The 21,759-nt window shown below is 61.0% G+C and carries 22 protein-coding genes; 9 read left to right on the forward strand and 13 right to left on the reverse strand.

Features of this window, described 5'->3' with window-relative positions; genetic code table 11:
• Positions 1–70 precede the first annotated feature (70 nt).
• The 6 genes from ACMGGN_RS13555 to ACMGGN_RS13580 form a co-directional block, all read right to left on the reverse strand.
• Positions 71–1,228: a glutathionylspermidine synthase family protein gene (locus ACMGGN_RS13555; RefSeq protein WP_125923185.1), complete on the reverse strand. Its 1,158-nt coding sequence runs from the start codon at positions 1,226–1,228 to the stop codon at positions 71–73.
• 2 nt (positions 1,229–1,230) lie between these two features.
• The gene (locus ACMGGN_RS13560) at positions 1,231–1,932 is read right to left on the reverse strand and encodes a DUF1190 domain-containing protein (protein WP_177011126.1); all 702 of its coding nucleotides are present in this window, start codon (positions 1,930–1,932) and stop codon (positions 1,231–1,233) included.
• Positions 1,933–1,958: 26 nt separating this feature from the next.
• On the reverse strand, positions 1,959–2,384 hold the full coding sequence (locus tag ACMGGN_RS13565) for a DUF350 domain-containing protein (RefSeq protein WP_115275394.1): 426 nt from the start codon (positions 2,382–2,384) through the stop codon (positions 1,959–1,961).
• Positions 2,385–2,396: 12 nt separating this feature from the next.
• Positions 2,397–2,996 (reverse strand): DUF2491 family protein, encoded by a 600-nt coding sequence (locus ACMGGN_RS13570; RefSeq protein WP_119688583.1) that lies wholly within the window; start codon positions 2,994–2,996, stop codon positions 2,397–2,399.
• A 303-nt stretch (positions 2,997–3,299) separates the two neighbouring features.
• Complete coding sequence (locus ACMGGN_RS13575; RefSeq protein WP_323614930.1) at positions 3,300–4,796, reverse strand: M81 family metallopeptidase; 1,497 nt, start codon at positions 4,794–4,796, stop codon at positions 3,300–3,302.
• 15 nt (positions 4,797–4,811) lie between these two features.
• Entirely contained in the window at positions 4,812–6,188 is a 1,377-nt protein-coding gene (locus tag ACMGGN_RS13580) for an MFS transporter (RefSeq protein WP_414156036.1), read from the reverse strand.
• A gap of 65 nt (positions 6,189–6,253) precedes the next feature.
• Between ACMGGN_RS13580 and ACMGGN_RS13585 the strand changes: the two genes are divergently transcribed.
• The 4 genes from ACMGGN_RS13585 (at position 6,254) to ACMGGN_RS13600 (ending at position 11,782) form a co-directional block, all read left to right on the forward strand.
• A complete protein-coding gene (locus ACMGGN_RS13585) occupies positions 6,254–7,165 on the forward strand; it encodes a LysR family transcriptional regulator (protein ID WP_414156037.1) in 912 nt (303 codons plus the stop codon).
• Positions 7,166–7,596: 431 nt separating this feature from the next.
• Positions 7,597–8,604, forward strand: a complete 1,008-nt coding sequence (gene dusA, locus ACMGGN_RS13590) for a tRNA dihydrouridine(20/20a) synthase DusA (RefSeq protein ID WP_414156038.1) — start codon at positions 7,597–7,599, stop codon at positions 8,602–8,604.
• A 248-nt stretch (positions 8,605–8,852) separates the two neighbouring features.
• Positions 8,853–9,779, forward strand: coding sequence for a transaldolase (gene tal, locus ACMGGN_RS13595; protein WP_046787893.1), 927 nt, complete (start codon positions 8,853–8,855; stop codon positions 9,777–9,779).
• Positions 9,780–9,922: 143 nt separating this feature from the next.
• A complete protein-coding gene (locus ACMGGN_RS13600; RefSeq protein WP_414156039.1) occupies positions 9,923–11,782 on the forward strand; it encodes an alkaline phosphatase D family protein in 1,860 nt (619 codons plus the stop codon).
• A gap of 67 nt (positions 11,783–11,849) precedes the next feature.
• On the opposite strand, the gene rssC is transcribed toward ACMGGN_RS13600, so the two are convergent.
• Together rssC and rssB are read right to left on the reverse strand one after the other, a co-directional pair.
• Positions 11,850–12,332, reverse strand: a complete 483-nt coding sequence (gene rssC, locus ACMGGN_RS13605; RefSeq protein ID WP_039602918.1) for an anti-sigma factor antagonist RssC — start codon at positions 12,330–12,332, stop codon at positions 11,850–11,852.
• On the reverse strand, positions 12,329–13,513 hold the full coding sequence (gene rssB, locus ACMGGN_RS13610; protein WP_039602919.1) for a two-component system response regulator RssB: 1,185 nt from the start codon (positions 13,511–13,513) through the stop codon (positions 12,329–12,331). Before rssB ends, rssC begins: the two co-directional genes overlap by 4 nt.
• A 269-nt stretch (positions 13,514–13,782) precedes the next feature.
• Between rssB and ACMGGN_RS13615 the strand changes: the two genes are divergently transcribed.
• Positions 13,783–14,082, forward strand: coding sequence for a PilZ domain-containing protein (locus ACMGGN_RS13615; protein WP_346640215.1), 300 nt, complete (start codon positions 13,783–13,785; stop codon positions 14,080–14,082).
• A gap of 51 nt (positions 14,083–14,133) precedes the next feature.
• Here the strand turns inward: ACMGGN_RS13615 and ACMGGN_RS13620 are convergent, their stop codons facing one another.
• Positions 14,134–14,841, reverse strand: a complete 708-nt coding sequence (locus ACMGGN_RS13620; protein ID WP_012313585.1) for a VacJ family lipoprotein — start codon at positions 14,839–14,841, stop codon at positions 14,134–14,136.
• A gap of 188 nt (positions 14,842–15,029) precedes the next feature.
• On the opposite strand from ACMGGN_RS13620, the gene ACMGGN_RS13625 reads away from it, so the two are divergent.
• Together ACMGGN_RS13625 and ACMGGN_RS13630 are read left to right on the forward strand one after the other, a co-directional pair.
• A complete protein-coding gene (locus ACMGGN_RS13625) occupies positions 15,030–15,593 on the forward strand; it encodes a hypothetical protein (protein ID WP_046786445.1) in 564 nt (187 codons plus the stop codon).
• A 123-nt stretch (positions 15,594–15,716) separates the two neighbouring features.
• Entirely contained in the window at positions 15,717–15,980 is a 264-nt protein-coding gene (locus ACMGGN_RS13630) for a DUF4404 family protein (protein WP_012313583.1), read from the forward strand.
• Between the two features lie 105 nt (positions 15,981–16,085).
• On the opposite strand, the gene queF is transcribed toward ACMGGN_RS13630, so the two are convergent.
• Entirely contained in the window at positions 16,086–16,916 is an 831-nt protein-coding gene (gene queF / locus ACMGGN_RS13635) for an NADPH-dependent 7-cyano-7-deazaguanine reductase QueF (protein ID WP_119688581.1), read from the reverse strand.
• Positions 16,917–16,984: 68 nt separating this feature from the next.
• The gene (locus tag ACMGGN_RS13640) at positions 16,985–17,488 is read right to left on the reverse strand and encodes a plastocyanin/azurin family copper-binding protein (protein ID WP_046786447.1); all 504 of its coding nucleotides are present in this window, start codon (positions 17,486–17,488) and stop codon (positions 16,985–16,987) included.
• A 153-nt stretch (positions 17,489–17,641) separates the two neighbouring features.
• Between ACMGGN_RS13640 and cinR the strand changes: the two genes are divergently transcribed.
• Positions 17,642–18,322 (forward strand): two-component system response regulator CinR, encoded by a 681-nt coding sequence (gene cinR, locus ACMGGN_RS13645; RefSeq protein ID WP_115275399.1) that lies wholly within the window; start codon positions 17,642–17,644, stop codon positions 18,320–18,322.
• Positions 18,322–19,659, forward strand: a complete 1,338-nt coding sequence (locus ACMGGN_RS13650) for a heavy metal sensor histidine kinase (protein ID WP_414156040.1) — start codon at positions 18,322–18,324, stop codon at positions 19,657–19,659. Before cinR ends, ACMGGN_RS13650 begins: the two co-directional genes overlap by 1 nt.
• A 116-nt stretch (positions 19,660–19,775) precedes the next feature.
• On the opposite strand, the gene ACMGGN_RS13655 is transcribed toward ACMGGN_RS13650, so the two are convergent.
• Together ACMGGN_RS13655 and lolD are read right to left on the reverse strand one after the other, a co-directional pair.
• On the reverse strand, positions 19,776–21,017 hold the full coding sequence (locus ACMGGN_RS13655) for a lipoprotein-releasing ABC transporter permease subunit (protein WP_414156041.1): 1,242 nt from the start codon (positions 21,015–21,017) through the stop codon (positions 19,776–19,778).
• 56 nt (positions 21,018–21,073) lie between these two features.
• On the reverse strand, positions 21,074–21,757 hold the full coding sequence (lolD, locus tag ACMGGN_RS13660) for a lipoprotein-releasing ABC transporter ATP-binding protein LolD (RefSeq protein WP_172655298.1): 684 nt from the start codon (positions 21,755–21,757) through the stop codon (positions 21,074–21,076).
• Between the last annotated feature and the right edge of the window lie 2 nt (positions 21,758–21,759).

Genomic DNA, 21,759 nt, shown 5'->3' on the forward strand with positions numbered 1-21,759 from the left:
ATGGCACTTGTGGCGCCGAAGGGATGCACGCGAACGACCAGGCGCATCCTGAAACCGACCAGAGGGCCGGTCAGCCCAATACCACATGCGGCAAGAAGCGCGAGCTGTCCTTGGTGATCAGCGAATCATCTTCACGAATGCCAAGCCCCGAGGCCTTGTCGCCAATCACCCACGAACCAATCAGCGTGTAACTGTCAGCGAACTTCGGCAAAGGTGCAAAAGCCTGCAGAATATAGGGCGCATCGTCATAAGGCCCGTCTTCAAAAACCCGCCGGCCATCCTCGGTGCGGATATCCACGTTGGCGCCCTCACGGGAGAAGTACGGCTTGCGCACCCAGCCTTTGGGCACCGGGGCCTGCGGGTTGTCGTCGACGAAGGCCGGCAGCAGGTTCGGATGCCCCTCGAACCACTCCCACAACAACGGCAGGATGCCTTTGTTGGAGATCAGTGCCTTCCACGGCGGCTCGACGAACTGCGTGTCGCAGCCGGTGATCGCCTGGCCGAAGTCCTCATGAAAGATATGCTCCCAGGCATGCAACTTGAACAGGCGCTGGATGGGCTGGCCCTGCAGGTCGACGAACCGGCCGTTGTCGTGCAGGCCGATGTCTTCCAGGTCGATATGCCGTGTGCGAACACCCGCATGCTCGGCCATCCTGCGCAGGAAATCCGTGGTGCCACGGTCTTCCAGCGAGCCTGAGATGGTCGAAAAATAGAACGCGCCCTGCCCCGGCATAGCGGCAAACGCCTGCACCAGGTCTTCAGCCAGGGTATTGAACTGGCTGGCGTGTGCAGGCAGCAGCCCACGCGCTATCTGCTCCTCCAGCCAGATCAGCTGGAAAGCGGCCGCCTCGTAAAGTGAGGTTGGCGTATCGTAATTGGCTTCGATGAGTTTCGCCGGGCCATTGCCGTCGTAACTGAAGTCGAAGCGCCCGTACAGGTGGGGCTGTGCCTGCTTCCAAGACCTGCGCACCAGGTCGAAGAAGGCCGGCGGGATGGCCAGGCGGGCCATCAGCGCTTCGCTGTCGACAATGCGCCCGACCGCCTCCAGGCACATGGCGTGCAGCGCTTCGGTCGGTGCTTGCAGGTCGCGCACCACCTGGGCTTCGCTGAATTGGTAGTAACCGCGCTCGTCCCAGTAACGCTCGCCATCGATGGTGTGGAAGGCGAACCCCTCACGCTCGGCAGTCGCGCGCCAGTCGGGGCGCTCTGCCAGCTCGACCTTGCGCATGCTCACCCCCCGAAAAAGCTGCCGGACTTGCCACCCCAGCCGCTACGGGCTGTGGCCTGGCTGCCAAAACCACCACGGGTGATCGATGCCGACGAGGCTGGATGAGATTCCTTGCGGCTCCATCTGCCGCCACCGCCGCCACCGCCGGACGAACCTCCACTGCTGTTTTGTTCATCCTCCCTGGCTCGCTGGATTCCACCCAAGGCCCCATTGTGCGGCCCAAGGCGCGTTCCACTGCGGTTGGCATACAAAGGCTGTGCGCGAAAACGACGGTCGCTGTTGCTGACCACCTGCCCGAGCAGGATACCGGCCACCGCTGCGCTGGCCACATGCCCATAGCCCCCGCCCTGAGCGTAGCCAGCGTCAAGTTGTGACTGGGTCACCTCAGCGGCACTTTCCAACTCGAACCCATTCATGAGCGGCATGTATCGCCCACCGACGGTGGCCTGGCAATTGCCTGCACCGAACTGCGCCTCACACTCGCTCTGGAACGCGAACGTTGGCGCCTGGCGTTGATAGTCGCTCTGCGCCTGCTGGTAGGCATCGGTGCAGATAGCGTTCGGCACTCTGTCATCTACACAGGCAGCGACGGTGTCGTAATTGACCTTTTGGCTGACCGTATACAGTTGTTCCTGCGGACCACAGGCCGTCAGCGCCAGTGGTAACGAACCGGCCAGTACCAGCTTGAAGGAGCTACGTTTCATCGGCGATTTCATTGGCATCCTCCCGCTCAGGCCGAAGGCGTCATGCAGGCCGAGTTCAGAAAGCCCACGCTGATCGCCACGCTGGCGGCGTAGATGGCAGCTGCCATCTCGCCCTGGGCGATGCGCCGTGACAGGCCACGCAGCACTAGGCTGGTGAGGCCGAAGGCAATCAACTGCACCACAGCTGCGATCACCACCCAGGCGACAAAATCGAGAATGCTGACGCTGTAGGCGATGATGTTGCTGGCCGGCAGCGAAAACCCGATCAGCGAACCACCCAGCGCAATAGCGGCCGCCGGGTTGTTTTCGCGGATCAGGGCGAACTCGCGGTGCGGCGTGAGGCGGGTATAGATGAACTGGAACAGCCAGAACATCAGCAGGGCCACACTGATATAGAGGATGAAGCCCGTCACCGCCGAGGCGTTGAGGGACAGGCGCAAAGCGTCGAGCATGGGAGATCCTTGTCAGGTTACGTGAAAGTCCGTGGGGAACAGGGTGATACCCAGCGAGGTGGTGTAGGTAAGCGCTCCGTGCTCATCTTCTTCGACCGAGAGCAGCAGAAATTCGCGCCGGCCTGGCAAACCGGTGTCACGGGCATACAGCATGGACCGGTGCTGGATGCGGTAGCGTGCCTCGGGGCTGGTAACCGCTTCGCATAGCGCAACCCATTCGGCGAGCCCCGCTTCGCGGCCCCATTGCCGGGAGTACAAACTGCCTTCGTGCTCGAAGATCGGCATTCCGGCCTTGGGCACGCTGCCGGTCAGGCGTTGCAGGTGCGCCTGGTCATGGACGGGTACTGCGCTGTGGTAGCCGAACAGCACGATATCGCCCGGTACGGCGCCGTTCATCAGCACCTGCAACCAGTAGTCTTCGTTGTCCAGGTAGAAACGCAACAGGCGCACCGATTGGCCGAGGTCGACCTCGCCAATGGCCCAGACCGCTTCCGGGCCAGGCACCTGAAGCTCAGAGATGCCGTCCAGCAACGGTTTCAGTGAATGGGCAGGCGTGAAGTTGCTGCCACTGCGCAGGCCAAATGGCAGGCTGGCCTGGTGTAAAAGCGACATCGAATACTCCTTGGGGTCGCGGCTTTCCTTGCTGGGGGGCGACATATTAGCGAGTTTTTCGAGACTGCAGGCACGGCCGCTGTTTTTTGCAGCGGCCCGGCGAGACTAGGGGGCTGGGTTTCCCATCGCAATGGCTTAAGGGCGAGGAAAGGGTGATTCAGAAAAGAACTACAAGCCAAAGGTAAAAATCTGATGCCTTTTGTAGGGCCAACAAAAACCCGCCACACCTAAGTACGCGGGTTTATTGACCTGAACAGGCAGCTTTGAAACATGGCCCAAACGAGGCGCTGCCCTTGCCTGATTTTAGGCGATACGTTTAAAAGGAACCCCATTGGGCTTGAGCCTGAGCCCTTCATGAAGGTGCTTCCAGGGCAAATCCGCGGGGTCCGCGTTCATCGGTCCAGGCGCCTTGGCGACGAGGATTCTCGCTGCGATGGGGCTAAAATCCGCTCGAAAATGAACAGAGCTCTTGTTGATGACAATGGCCATGTCTTCTGGCTGTATGCCAGCGACCCGAAACAAATTCCGATCGAGCATCTGGCTTTTGCTCGAGCTAACCGCAATGAGCACATCCTCTACCTTCAGACAGGCGACCGGGCCAACGTCAGCCAACATCCCATTCATCATCGGCCCATCAAAGCGGCAGCGGCCATCAGACAAATGCACCACTTCGAACTCAGCTTCGAGCGGTGAATCGCCAGGCACGCCCGATTGACCGCCAAGCGAGATCTCAATGTGACCACCAATGCCGGCTGCCATTGCGGCCTGCACGGCAGCAGGATCGAACATAAGCCCAACAGCCGCACGCTTTGCGCCATTGCGTAGTAGCGCTTTGATCATTCCGGTAGTGTTCGAATCGCCCCCGGCGCCAGGGTTGTCCTGAGTGTCGGCAATCACGACTGGCTTGCTAGCAGTCTTGGCAATCGACATGGCTAACTGCACCGCCTCATCCGGAGAGAGGAATGAGACCTCCCAGAGAGATTCCTCCTGAACAATCTTTTGGCATAGCGCCTCGACTGCTTTTAGCAACGCACCTTCATCAGTACCGTACCCCCAAATGACCGGGCCACACTCGCCGAAATCTGCAGCGGGGAAACCTGGAGCGAATGACAGGTGCGTCGCATCACTCTCATGACTGGCCAATTCCTCATAGAAACTCAACGCGGGCTCGACCATGGTACACATGCCATTGATCGGAATCAGAAATGGCAGGCGTCGACTCACGCGATGAAGGGCTCCTACCTCAAAACGTTTCTTCAGCAGCCGTGCTGCACGAGCCCCTGTTTCAGCCATGTCAATGTGGGGGTATGTGCGATACGCCGTTAAAGCATCAGCATTGCTGAGCATGCGCTCTGTGACATTCGCATGAAGATCCAGGGACGCGACGATCGGTGTGCTGTCCCCCACGACGGCGCGCAACCGTTCGAGTAATGTTCCCTCACCGTCATCTGTATTTTCGGCAACCATTGCACCGTGCAAATCCAGGTAAATGCCATCGGGTTTGGCCGCTGCCGCCGCTTGAACAATTTCACCTGCGATGCGCTCGTAAGCATCTTCAGTAACGTGGGCTGACGGGCTGGCGCCTGCCCAGACGACGGGAATGATTTCGAAGCCCAAGCGCTCAGCTTCCAGCAAAAAGCCACCCGCCGGGATGTTTACATTTTTCAGTTCAAACAGCTCGACGTCGCGAGCCATCTGAGGGAACCCCTCCCCTCGAACAAAGTTCTCGTAAGCAGCCTTTGTAGGCGCAAATGTATTTGTTTCGTGCTGGAAGCCAGCGACCAATATACGTAGAGCCATGCTAGTTTCAATCTCCTATTCTTGAGCCGCAGCCGCATTGGAATTGGCGGGTCGTGTTGTGCTCGGAGGCCGGTTCGCAGCCAGTAGCAAGGCCCCGACAGCAACCAGGAGGACCATTGCGAAGATCCCCGCCTCCGTAGTACCTGTGAGCGATTTGAGGTAGCCAATCAAGGTAGGGCTGACGAATCCCCCCATCAGGCCGATCGTATTGATAACCGCAATACCACCTGCCGCAGCGGTGCCCTTCAGGTACTGAGGGGGGATAGCCCAGAACACCGTGTAGGCAGCCCACATAAGTGCGGTGCCGAATGACAGGCAGGTAAGGGCGGCGGCCAGGTTATCTTTGAAAACCGTCGAGCCAGCCAAGCACGCAGCAGCGAGGATTGCCGGAATCGCGGTGTGCCATCTGCGCTCATTCCTGCGGTCGGAACTACGACTCAGAATCTGCATGAGGATGATCGCCCCGACGTAGGGGATCGCCGCCAAAAACCCAATCGTCATCAGGTCATCTACCCCACTGTCACGGATGATCGATGGGAGCCAGAAGCTCATCGCGTAAATTCCGCTGATCAGGCAGAAATAGCCCGCTGCCATCAGATAGATCCGAGGATCTTTGAGGGCCGTTCTGAGCGATGAATGATCACTCGCTTCAGTTTGGACGAGCGTCGAGTGCAGCGTCTTCTCCGCGTCCGTCAGCCAAGGAGCAGCGGCTGGTGTATCACTAAGCACCTTAAGCGCAACCACGCCCAGCACAACCGCAGGGAGGCCTTCGAGCAGGAACATCCACTGCCAGCCCCTCAAGCCTCCCACGCTCTCGAATTCGGCCATGATCCACGTACTGAGCGGCGAGCCGATGATGCTGCCGATAGGACCCGCCAACATCACTACCGCCATAACCCGCGCCAAGCGTTCACGCCCGTACCAAAGGGTCAAGTAGTAAATCATCCCAGGTGCAAAGCCTGCTTCGAATACACCGAGCAAGAATCTCAATACATAGAATGACGTCTCGCTATTCACGAAGAGCATGCAGGAAGAGGTGCCCCCCCAGAGCACCATCACCCGACTGAGTGTTTTGCGGGCACCAATCTTAGTCAGCAGCAAATTACTGGGGGTCTCAAAAATTGCATAACCGATGAAAAAAATCCCTGCCCCTAGACCATAGGCTGCGTCCGAGAGGCCAAGGTCACTTTGCATGTGCAACTTCGCAAAACCGACATTGACACGATCGAGGTACGCAACCAGATAGCACAAGAGCAAGAAAGGTAGAACTCTTAGATCAATCTTTTTATAGATAGCGGAAACATCATGTGTTCGAACGTTTGTTTTTTTCATCGCGCCGACACCACGGTCTGTTGTTTTTTTCGATTCTGAAGCAACCAGCCAGAGCAGCAAGAGCAACTTTTTTACTGTATCGTTGCCTTTTGGGCAACAGCACCATTCGGGAGCATCCCAGCACCATGAGAGAGCTGAATCAGCGGCGCGTCAGGTATTTCTACGAGGTGCTCACCCAAGGCTCCGTACGCGGCGCCGCAGAGAGCCTGAACACCTCCCCCTCCGTCATCACCAGGCAAGTCAAACTACTCGAGGATGAGATAGGCTCGATTCTCTTCGAGCGTCAAGCGCGGGGGGTCAAGCCAACCGAAGCCGCTCACTTGCTGCTGGACTTCTGGAGAGGATGCCAGGCTCAACAGCAGCAGCTTGAGGAGCGCTTGGGCGCACTGAAAGGTCTTCAGGAAGGCGATGTGCGGGTTGTACTGAGCGAGGGGTTCGTTGACGTGCTGATTGACGAGGTGCTCGGTGACTTCTGCAGCGCATACCCTGGTATCAGAATGACGCTCGACGTGCTTCCGGTCAGCGCGGTGCTAGAGGAGGTAGCGAGTGGTAAAGCGCACCTGGGGATAGCCTACAACCCTCCTGCTCATGCAGACATAAAATACATTGCCTCGGCTCAGCAGCCGCTGCGCTTGCTTATAAGGTCAGATCATCCTCTGACCAACCTGAGGGAGCCCATTGAACTGGTCGACTTGATGCAGTACCCGTTGGCGATAATGCCGCTGCAGTTCGGAATTGGACAAGCCCTCCAACATATCGCTCATTTGGAAAACCTGGTGATAGCCCCTGCCCTGGTTACCAACTCCCTGATTGCGCTGCGTCGCTTTGTCATCAACAGTGATGCCGTCACTTTTATGGGGGAGTTCTCAGCACTGAATGATACTCGCTTGGGTGATCTGGCCACGCTGAAGCTAAAACATGAACTTTTCAACAATATCAGCGCCAGGCTACTTGTAAAAAAAGACGGCATTCTATCGTTAGGGGCTGAAGAATTCATAAAATGGATCAAGAACAGGATTTCAATATTCCGCACATGAACACGCGACCCCGCAACCTAAGCAAATGAATGAAACAAGCTGGCCGCACGCCAACTCGTCGTCGCTGGCAACACAGTTCGTTGAGCGTGTACTCGGTCGAAGTCGGCTCATCCAGCCCGCGAGCCCAGAGATGAGGCTTTATCGCTGCAGCGGGTAAGTAAAACCACAGCAGTTTCTACCCGCCGGCCCCTTCGTCCCTGCACCTTGCCCCAAACGTCCTTTGGGCGGGCGAACATCCAGCACTCTTGGTAAACTAGGCCATCCTTTTTCTGAGGCTGATTGTGACGGTGAAGCCCACCGCACCATCGGCCTTGTTCTTTGCTTGTATGACTCGCCATTTTTTCAGCGTTACACACGTGAGCAAGCGGTACATCGGCTCCCACGTCACACCAAAAGCCTGAAATGATTGGTACCAAAATGCGTAGACCTGAATGCCCCTAGATATCGCAACCCCACAAACCACGCGCCCTGAGCCATCCCGCCGCTTCAGCGTTGCCCCCATGATGGACTGGACCGACCGCCACTGCCGGTTCTTCCTGCGCCTGCTCTCCAGGCACACCCTGCTCTACACCGAAATGGTCACCACTGGCGCCCTGCTGCACAACGACGCGCACCGTTTCCTGCGCCACGATGTGTCCGAGCATCCGCTTGCCCTGCAGCTGGGCGGTAGTGTGCCGGCCGACCTGGCAGCCTGTGCGCGCCTGGCCGAACAAGCGGGCTATGACGAGGTCAACCTCAACGTCGGCTGCCCGAGCGACCGGGTGCAGAACAACATGATCGGCGCTTGCCTGATGGCCCACCCGGCGCTGGTGGCCGATTGCGTCAAGGCCATGCGTGATGCGGTGTCGACGCCGGTGACGGTCAAGCACCGCATTGGTATCAATGGCCGTGACAGCTATGCCGAGCTGTGCGACTTCGTCGGGCAGGTACGTGACGCCGGGTGCCGCAGTTTCACCGTGCATGCGCGCATCGCGATTCTGGAGGGGTTGTCGCCGAAGGAGAACCGTGAGATTCCGCCGCTGCGTTACGACGTGGCCGCGCAGTTGAAAGCGGACTTCCCGGACCTTGAGATTGTGCTCAACGGTGGCATCAAGACCGTGGCCGAGTGCCAGATGCACTTGGAGACGTTCGATGGGGTGATGATGGGGCGCGAGGCGTACCACAACTCGTATGTGCTGGCTGAGGTGGATCAGCTGCTGTTTGGCAGTGATGCGCCGGTGGTCAGCCGTAGCGAGGCGATGGCGCAGTTGCGGCCCTATATCGTGGCGCATATGGAAAGTGGCGGTGCGATGCATCACGTCACCCGGCATATTCTAGGGTTGGGCCAGGGCTTCAAAGGGGCGCGGCGGTTCCGGCAGTTGCTGTCGGCGGATATTCACAAGGCGCCGGAGCCGCTGGTGGTGTTTGACCAAGCGGCGGAGTTGTTGCAGGGGCGGTAAGGTGGTCTGGCGGGCCCTATCGCCGGCAAGCCGGCTGCCACAGGGGCCGCACTGCTCTTGTGGCGTCTGCTTCGCGGGTGAACCCGCTCCCACAGAGGGTGGGGGAAGCTTTCAAGGGCGGTGGGGAACCTCGTGCTGGCTGGTGACTCGAATCATCACCCCAGACAATTCGCCACCGCCCCACTGGCCCCTTGAGCGGCCGTCGGGGCTCGGGTAATGTCGAAACATCGCACAGGACAGAGCACGCCATGACTTCCAAGCTGGAACAACTCAAGCAGTTCACCACCGTGGTCGCCGACACCGGGGACCTGGACGCCATCACCCGCCTCAAGCCGGTCGATGCCACCACCAACCCCTCGTTGCTGCTAAAAGCTGCCGCCATCCCAGGTTATGCCGACCTGCTAAAGCAGGTAAAAAGCGATGCCAAGGGCAATGTCGACCTGGCGTGCGACAAGTTCGCCGTGGCGGTGGGCGCAGGCATTCTGAAAGTGATCCCTGGGCGCATCTCCACCGAAGTGGATGCGCGTTTGTCGTTCGACGAACCGGCACTGCTAAGCAAGGCACGCCAACTGATCGAGCTTTACCAGGCCGCCGGCATTTCCAAAGACCGCGTGCTGATCAAGCTGGCCTCCACCTGGGAAGGCATCCGCGCCGCCGAGCAGTTGGAGAAGGAAGGCATCCAGACCAACCTGACCCTGCTGTTCTCCTTCGCCCAGGCCCAGGCCTGCGCCGATGCCGGTGTATTCCTGATTTCGCCGTTCGTGGGCCGTATCTACGACTGGTACAAGAAAAGCACCGGTCAGGAGTACGTGGGTGCCGAAGACCCGGGCGTACAGTCGGTCACGCGCATCTACAACTACTACAAGGCCAACGGCTACAACACCGTGGTCATGGGCGCCAGCTTCCGTAATATCGGCCAGATCGAACAACTGGCAGGCTGCGATCGCCTGACCATCAGCCCGGAGCTGCTGCAGCAGCTGAGCGATGACCAGGGCGAGCTGCCGCAGGTGCTCAAGCCGGGCAATGCCGGCGAGGCCAAGCAGGTGCTCAGCGAAAGCCAGTTCCGCTGGGCCATGAACGAAGACGCCATGGGTACCGAGAAGCTGGCCGAGGGCATTCGCCAGTTCGCCCGTGACCAGGAGAAGCTGGAAAAGCTGATGGCTGACAAAGCCTGATACATATCCGGTTTGCCAGGCGGGCGGTGAATGTTCAGCATTTTCCGCCCGCTTTGCTTTAGCCGTTCAAAAAGCGTCTTGAATTCAAGGGCCTGTTCGCGACGGTTCGACGCGAATGGGCCGATTAGCCACCAGAGCTGTCCATGACTTCCTCCCCTTTGCCCCTTGTTCTCGCCGGCCCTGTACTGCGCCGCCTGGAGCCTCAGCGCCTGGCCATCTGGCTGGTCGGCAGCCAACCCTTGCAGCCCGAGTTCACCTTGGACGGCGCGGCCAAGGTGGATTGCCAGGTCGTACCGATCGGCCAGCACGCCTTCATCCACCTGCTGGACATCCACTTTGCCCAGCCGCTGCCCAGCAACGTCGAACTCGAATACGACCTGCTGATCAATGGCCAAGGTATCGCTGGCTGGGCGCCGCACCTGCTCTACCCAGGCCGCCGGCGCCCGAGCCTGGTGCTGCGCGACCGCCTGGACCAGTTGCTGCACGGCTCTTGCCGCAAGCCGCACCACCCCGCTGCCGATGGCCTACTTTGCGCCGACCGGCTGCTGCAGGCCTGTACGCGCCCCGAAGAGCGCCCGGCCGTGCTGTTGATGACCGGCGACCAAGTCTATGCCGATGATGTCGCAGGGCCGATGTTGCGGGCGATTCATTCGCTGATCGAGCGCCTTGGCCTGTTCGATGAACACTTGGACGGCGCGGTCGTGGCCGACAGCAGGTCGCTCTATGACCACCCGGCCAGCTATTACCACCGCGCCGACTTGCTGCCTGCCCAGGAACGTAATGAAACCCTGCGTGAGCGATTCTTCGGCGGCAAGCGCAAACCGATCTTCTCCTCAAGCAATGCCGACAACCATCTGGTGACCTTCGCCGAGATCATGGCCATGTACCTGCTGGTCTGGTCACCAACACCTTGGCAACTGGTCGCACTCGACATGCCTGCGGGCCTTGCCGACCCGCACCAGGCGCGCTACCGCAAGGAACTGCCGCTGATTCAGGCGTTCGCCGACGACTTGGGCCAGGTGGCGCGGGTAATGGCGCATTTGCCTTGCCTGATGATCTTCGACGACCACGACATCACCGATGACTGGAACCTCTCGGCGCAGTGGGAAGAAACAGCCTACGGCCATCCATTCTCGCGACGAATCATCGGCAATGCCCTGCTTGGCTACCTGCTGTGCCAGGCCTGGGGCAACGACCCGCAAGGCTGCAAGGCTATGGTCGGGCAGTGCCAGGCGCTGGCCAGCCCACAACTGGACAGCGAGCAACAGGACCATCTGATCGGTGAACTGCTGCGCTTTCAGGGCTGGCAGTTCAGCCTGCCCAGCAACCCGCCCCTGCTGGTGCTGGACACCCGCACACGCCGCTGGCGCAGCGAAAGCGACCTGGCCAAGCCTTCCGGCCTGCTCGACTGGGAGGCGTTGTGCGAACTGCAGCAAGCGTTGCTGGACCACCCTTCGGCGATCATCGTGTCACCGGCGCCGATCTTCGGGGTAAAGCTGATCGAGACGGTGCAGAAAGTGTTCAGCTGGCTGGGCCACCCGCTGCTGGTGGATGCCGAGAACTGGATGGCACACCGCGGTGCCGCCCGGGTGATCCTGAATATCTTCCGCCACTCGCGCACGCCGGGGCATTACGTGATCCTGTCAGGGGACGTGCATTATTCGTTCGTGTACGAGGTGCTGATCCGCCATCGCCAGCGCAGCCCGCACCTGTGGCAGATAACCAGCAGCGGGATCAAGAACGAGTTTCCCCGCCGCTTGCTGGACGTGCTGGACCGGCTCAACCGTTGGCTTTACTCACCGCGCTCGCCGCTGAACTGGTTTACCCGGCGGCGGGAGATGGAAGTGGTGCCGCGTACGCCCAGCCACAGCAAGGCCGGGGAACGTCTGTGGAATGGGGCGGGGCTGGGGCAAGTGTTTTTCGATGAGCAGGGGCGGCCGGCACGAGTGCTTCAGTTGGATGCCCGGGGGGGTGAAGCTACGGAGTTTGCGCGGCCGGATTAATCGATAGGGTTGCCGTTGCGGGCCGCTTCGCGGGTTTAACCGCCAAGAGGCCCAGGGAGGCGGTAGATCAGGACCGCTCCAGCGCGTTCACCAGGTCATGGAACGCTTCACGGTTGGAGTCATTCAGGCCCATGAGGATCTTGTGCGCCTCCAGCACCTTGGAGCGCACCACCTCTTCGTTCTGGTCCTGGGATGGCAGGTCGGTCAGGCATTCCGGGCACGGCACCGGGCGATCGACGATGTTGAACACCTGATCGAAGCCCATCGATTGCAGCAGGCGCGAAATATCCGGGTTGGTGGTGACCACGGTCGGCAGCAGGCCGACCTTTTGCCGCGACAGGATCGACAGCTTGGCCAGCAGGCCCAGGGTGGTGCTATCGATGCTCTCGGTTTCGGTGAGGTCGATGACGATGGCCGAGAAATTCAGCGCAGTGAAGATTTTCTCGATCGTCGCATCCAGCGCCGAACACAAGGTCAGGCGCACTTCACCGACGAATTTCAGCACGAAGGTACCACTTTGCTCGGCGAACTGGATTCTACCGGTACTCATTGAAGGTTCCTGCTTAACACCAATAGGGCGATATCATCCGGCATCTCCCCAAGCGTAGCCAATCCAAATCGTTGGCGCAGCCCATCCAGGCTACCACCCGCTGCCTTGACGATGTCCGGCAAGGCGGCCTCTTTATCTTTGAGCGTGTCCCCTGGCAAAAGATCCAGGATACCGTCTGACATCAGGGTCAGGCTGAACTGCGGTGGCAGTTCCATCACCAGGTCCTGGTAGGTTGCCTCATCGAACAGGCCCACCGGAAGGCCGCGGCCTTCCAGGTAGCGGGCCTGGCCTGGGGTATACAGCACCGGCAGTGGCAAGTGGCCGCCCACGGCATAGGTCAGCAGGCCGGTTTCTTCATCGATCACACCACCGACCATGGTCACGTGTTTGCCCAGCTTGCAGTTGATCAGGCCACGGTTGATGTGGCTGAGCACTTCCGAAGGCTTGAATTCGCGCAGCTTGCTGCTGCGCTTGAATTCGAACATCAGCCGGGTGGTCATGAACTTCAGCAGCACGGTGACGAAAGCCGACGACGCGCCATGCCCGGAGACGTCGGCAAGGTAGAAGGCAATGCGCCGCTCATCCACGCGGAAATAGTCGGCGAAGTCGCCCGACAGGTACAGCGACGGGATGATCTGGTGCTCGAAGGCAAACTCCCCGGCAACCCAGGGGCTCTCTGGCAGCATGTTCATCTGCACCTGGCGACCGGCAGTCTGGTCCTCCTGCAACAGGTGCAGGCTGGCCTCCAGTTCCCGGTTGGCTGCCTCGAGCTTGTCGCGGTAACGCTGGTTTTCCACCACCAGGCGCGAACGGTCAAGCGCACGGCGCACCGAATGTTCGAGCACGGCAAGGTCTTCCAGCGGCTTGATCAGGTAGTCGGCGGCGCCCAGGCGCAAGGCCTCGACTGCATCGCTCATCACGCCGGCACCCGATACCACGATCACCGGCAACTGCGGCGCGCGCTCACTGACCTGGCGGATCAATTCCAGGCCGCCCATCTGCGGCATACGCAGATCGCAGATCACGAGGTCGGGCTGGTGTTCTTCAAAGACCTGGAGCCCCTGCTGGCCATTACCGGCCTGGAGGACGCTGAAGCCACTGTCTTCCAGATAGGCGGCGAGGCTCGCACGGACCACGTCGTCATCATCGATGATCAGCAGCGTTGCACTGATTTTCTGCATGTGGGCGAACGGCGCCGATTTGGGTTGGTGCAGGGGCGTCTGCAAGGCTGACATCCAACTGCTGGAATACTCTGTGGTAACACTCTACTTGAGTTGTAGGCCAAGAACACGGCCCAGGCAACCGGCAGAGGTACTGTGTAAGGCGCAGACGGTACTCCCATCCGCCAGGCGTTTCAAGCATGCATGGGTCGAGTCTGGTGCTCTTTACAGGCTAAATCACCGAGAGTTATAAGAATGCGACCTGTGCAACCCGATGAGAAGGATGCAGCATGCCAAACACGCCCTCCAACCACAGTGAGAAACGCGACTTCATTCGCATGCGCATCGACACCGACGTCAGCCTGCTGCATGCCGGCCAGGTGATCGCAGCGGTATGCCTGGACCTGTCCAGTAGCGGCATGCAGGTGCAGGCGCCGCAGCGCTTTCAGGTAGGCGACACCTTGGAGGTACGGATCGACTCCGACCACCCTGCCCTCAAAGGCCTGCATGCCAGCACCGAAGTAGTCTGGATCGCCGACCAACCCGGCGGGCAGCAGAAATTTGGCCTGCGCATCCTGGCCATGCATTGATCTGTTACGAAAAAGGCGACCCGAAGGTCGCCTTTTTCGTGCACGCATGAATCAGAAGTCGTCTTCGACCTCGCCATCCTTGACCTTGAACTCGCGGTTCTGCAGGTAGGCGTTGCGAATGAAGATGTACTTGTCACCCTGAATCAGCTTTTCTGCCGACAACAGGCTGGCACGGGTATCGACCACATCCAGGGCGAAGATAGAGTTGCGGGTCGGCACATGGTCGATGTAGCGGTACGGCTTGGTGTAGCCGTCCGGGTACTTCGCCAGGCCGTCGCGCACGGTGCTCGGGCCCAGCAGCGGAATGACTACGTACGGGCCGCTGGGCAAGCCCCAGTAACCGAGCGTCTGGCCGAAGTCTTCGTCGCTGCGCTGCAGGCCCATCTTGGTGCCCACATCGAAGAAGCCGCCCAGGCCGAAGGTGGTATTGACGATCAGCCGCGCCGTATCAACACCCGCCGCATGCGGCTTGAGCTGCAGCACATTGTTGGCCAGGTTGGTGACATCGCCCAGGTTACGGAAGATATTGTGAATACCGTCTTCGAGGAACTGGGGCGTGACAGCCTGATAGCCCTGGGCCAAAGGCTTGAGGGCATAGGTGTCGAGGACATCGTTGAAGCGGAAGATCGGCCGGTTGACCGCCTCCCAGGGATCATCCTCGGTGGCAGCCTGGGTAGCCGCCACAGGTGCCAGCAGCAAGCTGGCACAGACACAGGCCTGGGTGACTCGCTCGATCACACCGGCACCGATCCTACGCATAGATGTTTCTCCATCGAATTTCTCGGCCGCTGGCGCAACGCATGCGCCGCAGGTAAGGCGGCAGTATAGAGGCTTGCGAGCTGATAAACACCTTTACACATTTTTCCTAAATATTTGTGAGCAGCTATTACAAGTCACAGAGACGTAACAATCGCCCAATAGCCTGCGGTGTATTTAGGGACGCTGCCATGCATGATGCACCTGCCTTCACCGCTGTGCTGTTCGGCCTGCGCGGTTGCCTGGTCCAGGCTGCCAACGGCAGCCCCTTGCCCGCCCCCGGCGCCCTCGAAACCCTGGCCGGCCTGCGCCGCCGACAGGTGCCATGTATCTGGCTCGATGACCTTAGCAGCCCCCAGGGCAAACGCCTGGCCAGCGTGCTGCCGGAGTGGTTGCCGGGGCACACCGCCAATGGCGTGCGATTGCCCGCGCCCAACGCCTGCTGGCAGGCACTGATGGCGCTGGACAGCCAACGCCTGGACGGCTGCGTGCTGGTCAGCGGCGAGCCGCGGCTGTTGCAATCAGGCCTCAACGCCGGGCTATGGACCATCGGCCTGGCCGCCTGCAGCCCGTCCTGCGACCTCGGCTCACAGCAATGGCAAGCCATGACCCCGCAGGAGCAGGAGCTGGCACGGGGCAAGGCCACGCTGGACCTGTTTCGCCTGGGCGTGCACTCGGTGATCGACCACCTCGAAGCGCTGGACACCTGCCTGACCGACATCGCCCTGCGCCGGCGCAAAGGCGAAAAACCCTGACACAGCAGCGTTGATACGGATCATGCAAAGCAACGGCGAGTGGATTACGCTAGAAGACAGGTGCGAACCTTTGCCGCTTCGCTGAGGTCCATGCCTTGCCAAGCCATTGATGGAGAACAGCCAATGCCTGCCCGCGAATTGCAAGAGCGCCTGAACAGCTTGCGCGAGCAACTGGATCGAAACATACCGCTTACGGATGAGGAGCTGGCCGCGCTGCATGAGGAAGCCAGACAGATCGAGGCGCAACTGAAGCTTGAGGAAGCTACGCCAGACAACAACCTGGTCGATGGTGTGAACCTGGCCATAGAGCGTTTCGAGGCCGACCATCCCGACCTCACCGCCACTCTGCGCAGCATTGCCAACTCGCTGCACAGTATGGGTATTTAGTAATAGCTGGGGCCGCTTCGCGCCCCTTTCGCTACACAAGGCCGCTCCTACAGAAGCGGACTTGTGTCGCGAAAGGGGCGCGAAGCGGCCCCAATCACTCGAACCTTACTGACGCACCAGCCGCACGTTTTCAGGGCTGATCGCCCCAGTACTACGGTACGGATTGATATCCAGCCCACCCCGGCGCACATAACGCGCGTACACGGTCAGATGCTCCGGCTGCAGCAGGCTCTTCAAATCCAGGTAGATCCGCTCCACGCACTGCTCATGAAAGTCCGCATGCTGGCGGAAGCTGATCAGGTAGGTCAGCAGGCTGGCATGGTCCAACGCCCTACCCTTGTACTCAACCACAACACTGCCCCAGTCCGGCTGGCCGGTCACCGGGCAGTTCGACTTGAGCAGGTGACTGTGCAGGGTTTCCTCCACCACCCGCTCGGGGTTGCAGCGCAGCAACTCTGGCTGCGGCTGCTCGTAGTTGCTGATGGTCACATCCAATGCATCAATGCACTGGCCCGGCAGCGCAACCACACCTTGCGCCTCCACTTCTGCCAACGTGCGCACCTGCACGCTCACAGGCTTGCCAGCGGCAGCCGACAGGTCTTTCTCAAGGCATGCCTGCAACTCGCAGATGGTGGCGAACACCGTCTGGTTCAGTGAGTTCAGGTAGAGCTTGAACGACTTCGACTCGATGATGTTCGGCGAATCGGCAGGGATGGCGAACTCCCCTATCGCCACCACAGGTTTGCCGGACGGCAACAGCCAGGACAGCTCGAAGCAGTTCCAGTAATCCACGCCGTACCAAGGCAGGGTCTGGGCGGTCACACCCAGTTCGGCCCACTTGGCCGTGCGCGGGATGGGGAATAGCAACGAAGGCGTGTAGGTGGCAATGTATTCGCTGGATTTGCCCAGCGGGGAATGTTCGGCGGCGGGATGCATGGAAACTGACCTGAAGGTTCGGAAATACCCTTAGTCTACCGGTTTTACATCCCGCCTTGGAGCGCCAGTCACTCGATGGTCAATGCCCCGACCATGCCAGCCTGGTAGTGCCCAGGTACGTTGCAGGCGAATTCGATGGGCGCCGACTGGCGGAAGGTCCAGGTCAGCTCGGCGCGCTGGCCGGGCTGCAACAGCACCGTATTGCCAGCATCATGGCCATGGGCACCGTGGTCCATCTGGCCATGGCCCATACCCTCGTGGCTCATGCCGGCGGTGAACAGCTTGCCTTGCATGGCGATCATTTCTTTCTGGTGCTGGGCGTGCATGGCCTTGTCACCCAGGTTGAACTCATGGGGCAGCTTGCCTTCGTTGATCAGGACAAACCGTACGGTCTCGCCCGCCTTGACCTGCAGGTTCCCGGGCTCGAAGGCGATGTCCTTGAGCACGACCTCGACAGTGCGCGTGGCCTTGGCCGCCGGGGCCGGCTCGCCGAAAGCGAAGCTTTTGCCGGTGCCCGCGAGGGTGGGCAGGCTCAACAGGGCAAGCGTAGCGGCGACGAACAGGTGTTTCATGATGACTCCAGTACTTGCAACGGATATGAGGCCACTTTAGAAAGGGCTGACTGGCAGCTACCTGACGGCAAGATTACAACTTTGTCAGCTTGGGTGGAGGCCGGGATAGTCACGTATCATTTCAGCCATTACAGCGCCCATTCTGGACACCGCATGAAACTGCTGATCGTCGAAGACCAGGCCCGCACCGGCCAGTACCTGAGCCAGGGCCTCAGCGAGGCCGGCTTCGCCACTGAGCTGGTCGCTGATGGCGAAACCGGCCAGCACCTGGCCCTGAGCGGCGATCACGACCTGCTGATCCTTGATGTGATGCTCCCAGGCCGCGACGGCTGGCAGATCCTCCAGGCGGTGCGCCAGGCCGGCCTGGACACGCCGGTGCTGTTCCTCACTGCTCGCGATGCAGTGGAGGACCGCGTGCGCGGCCTGGAATTGGGTGCCGACGATTACCTGGTCAAGCCTTTCGCCTTTTCCGAACTGCTGGCCCGGGTGCGCAGCCTGCTACGCCGCGGTGCCAGCCCCAGCCAGGAGACGCAGCTGACCTTGGCCGACCTGCGCCTGGACTTGTTCCGTCGCCGGGCAGAGCGTGCAGGCCAACGCATCGACCTGACCGCCAAGGAGTTCGCCCTGCTTGAATTGCTGCTGCGCCGCCAAGGCGAAGTGTTGCCCAAATCGTTGATCGCCTCGCAGGTTTGGGACATGAATTTCGACAGCGACACCAACGTCATCGAGGTCGCCATCCGCCGCCTGCGCCTGAAAATCGACGACCCGCACCGCAACAAGCTGATTCACACCGTGCGCGGCATGGGCTATGTGCTCGAGGAGCGCCACGACTGATGCGCAGGCTTTCCCTTGGCAGCCGCCTGGCCCTGTTGTTCGCCGCATGTACCGCTGCCGTTTCGCTGGGGGCGGGCCTGCTGTTCAACCGCGCCAGCGAGCAACATTTCGTCGAGCTGGACCAGCAACTGCTCGAATCACGCGTGTCGCTTTTACGCACCCGGCTTTCCGGCCTGCAACGCCCTGCCGACCTGCAAGCACAGCTGGCAGCCCTGCGCAACGAGCTCAGCCACCAGGCCGACCTGGCCTTGCGCATCAATGGCAGCGATGGCAGCCCTTGGTACGCCAGCCGCTACGCGCTGCCAGACGCGCCGGCCGGCCCAGGACTGGCAACGGTGCATGCCGACGGTGTCGATTACCGCAGCCTGGCCGTGCAACTGAACGACAGCGCCCGACTGACGCTGTTTCTCGACATCACCCATCACCAGCACTTTCTGCAGGGCATGCAACGCCTCATCTGGCTCACCGTCGGCCTGTCCGCGCTGGCCACGGCACTGCTCGGCGCCTGGGCCGCGCGCCGTGGGCTAAAGCCGTTACGGCAGATGGGCCAGGTGGCCGCCAGCGTGTCGGCGCGCTCGCTGACCACCCGCCTGCCGGTGGCGCAGCTGCCGGAAGAACTGGCGGAACTGGGCAGCACCGTGAACGCCATGCTGCAGCGCCTGGACGACGCCTTCCAGCGCCTGTCGGCGTTCTCGGCCGATATCGCCCACGAGCTGCGCACGCCGCTGTCAAACCTGCTGACCCACACCCAGGTCACCCTCACCCGCCCCCGTAGCCTCGAGGAATACCGCGAAGCACTGCACGGCAACCTTGAGGAGCTGCAGTGGATGGCACAGATGATCAACGACATGCTTTTCCTGGCCAAGGCCGACCATGGGCTGCTGGCACCAGGGCAGGCGATGCTGGCGTTGCATGAAGAGGTGGACGCGCTGCTGGAGTATTACGCCCCCCTCGCCGAGGACAACGAAGTGCAGCTGCTGCGTGAGGGTGAGGCGACATTGAAGGGCGACCGGCATATGCTGCGCCGGGCACTGTCCAACCTGCTCGACAATGCACTGCGGTTTACGCCGGCAGGCGGGCAAATACGCGTGACGCTGGAGCCTGGGGGGAAGGTTTGCGTGGCCAATACCGGCAAGCCGATCGAAGCTGCTTCATTGCCTAGGCTGTTTGACCGGTTTTATCGGGTGGACCCGGCGCGGCGCGAGGGCAGTAGCGAACATGCGGGGCTGGGCCTGGCAATCACCCGGTCGATCATCCAGGCCCATGGCGGGAGCATCCGGGCACAGTGCAAGGACGGCTGGACGCGGTTTGTAATCGAGTTCAGCGAGCCGCTTTAGATCGCGTGGGCTGATTTGCAGCCCCTTCGCGACACAAGGCCACTCACAAAGCTGACGTGATCGCGGTAGGAGCGGCCTTGTGTCGCGAAAGGGGCGCAAAGCGCCCCACAGTGCAATCAACCAGCCAGCCCGATCGCCGGCTGCACCTGCGAAGCGCGGTATGCCGGGTAGATGGTCGCCAGGAAGCTCATCACCAGCCCGGCGGTGCAGATGATCGCCACATCGCCCCACTGCAGCTCGGACGGCAAACTGCTGATGAAGTACACATCCGAGGTAAAGATGTGCTGCCCGCTCGCCCGCTCCAGCCAGCCGACGATCTGGCTGACATTGAACGCAGCAATCACACCGAGCACGCCACCGATCAATGTGCCGACGATACCGATCAGGCTGCCCTGGACCATGAAGGTGCCCATGATCTGTGCCGGGGTGGCGCCCAGGGTACGCAGGATGGCGATGTCCGGCCCCTTGTCGTTCACCACCATCACCAGGGTGGCGATGATGTTGAACGCCGCCACGGCGATGATCATCAGCAGCAGCAGGCCGATCATGGTCTTTTCCATCTTCATGGCACTGAACAGGCTGCCCTGGGTGTGCGACCAGTCATCGGCGCGGTAGGCATCGCCCAGGCTGGCAGCAATGGCCTTGGACACCTGCGGTGCGGCATACAGGTCGTGCAGTTTCAGGCGCACGCCCTGCACCTGGCCTGGCGCCCAGCGCTGCATCTCGCCGGCATCGGCCACGTGCATGTAAGCCTGCGAACCGTCCAGCTCGGCACCCACCTTGAAGATGCCGACCACCGTCAGGCGCTGCATGCGCGGGGTGATGCCGCCCGGCTCCTTGCTGATTTCCGGCACGATCAGGGTCAGTTTGTCGCCGGTATTGAGGCGGAACCGGCGCGCAGTCAGCTCGCCGATCACCACCCCATACTCACCCGGCTGCAGGGCCTGCAGGCGCCCCTGCACGATGTGCTGGCCGACGATCGAGACCCTGCCCTCTTCGGCCGGGTCGATACCGCTGACCTGGATGGGCTGCATCGCACCTTTGTAGGAGAGCATGCCCTCCATCTCGGTGATCGGCGCAGCGGCCATCACTGCCGGGTTCTGTAGCGCCGCGTCGGCAGCCTTGCGCCAGTCGTCCAGCGGCTGCACACCGAGGATGCTGGCGTGTGGCACCAGGCCGAGGATGCGCGAGCTCATTTCGCGCTGGAAGCCATTCATCACCGACAGCACCACGATCATCGCCAGCACACCCAGGGACAGGCCGATCATCGAAGTCATCGAGATGAACGAGATGAAATGGTTGCGGCGCTTGGCACGGGTGTAGCGCGCACCGATGAACAAGGGCAAGGGTCTGAACATGTAAAACACCCACTGAAAAAGTTGCGGGGCGGCTCAGGCCACCCCGTGCAAGCGGCTCAGATCGCCACCAGATGACCGTCGTCGAGTTTCAGCACGCGGTCCATCTGGCGCGCCAGGTTGAGGTCGTGGGTCACCACCAGGAATGCCGTGCGCGATGCGCTGGACAGTTCCTGCATCAATTCCTGGATGCCTTGGGCGGTGTGGTGGTCGAGGTTGCCGGTCGGCTCATCGAGCATCACCAGGCCCGGCCGGTTTACCAGCGCCCGGGCAATGGCCACCCGCTGACGCTCACCACCGGACAGCTCGGCCGGCTTGTGGTGCAGGCGGTGGCCCAGGCCGACACGCTTGAGCAGTGCCTCGGCGCGCTCACGCGCCTCGGGGATCGCGGTGCGGCCGATCAGCAGCGGCATGCACACGTTCTCCATGGCGGTGAACTCGGGCAGCAGGTGGTGGAACTGATAGACAAAGCCCAGCTCGCGATTGCGCAGCAGGCCGCGGGCGCGCTCGCCAAGCGCCGACAGCTCTTCGCCGGCCAGCCAGACGCTGCCCTGGGTCGGCCGATCGAGGCCGCCCAGCAGGTTGAGCAAGGTGCTCTTGCCCGAACCCGAACTGCCGACAATGGCCACCCGCTCCCCGGCGTGCAGTTCGAGGTTGAGCCCGGCCAACACTTGTACCGACTCCGGGCCCTCGTCGTAGGACTTGCCCAGGTTGCGGCAACTCAGAACGGCTTTATCACTCATGC

This window comes from Pseudomonas sp. BNK-30, from assembly GCF_047456185.1.
Classification (GTDB): Bacteria; Pseudomonadota; Gammaproteobacteria; order Pseudomonadales; family Pseudomonadaceae; genus Aquipseudomonas; species Aquipseudomonas putida_E.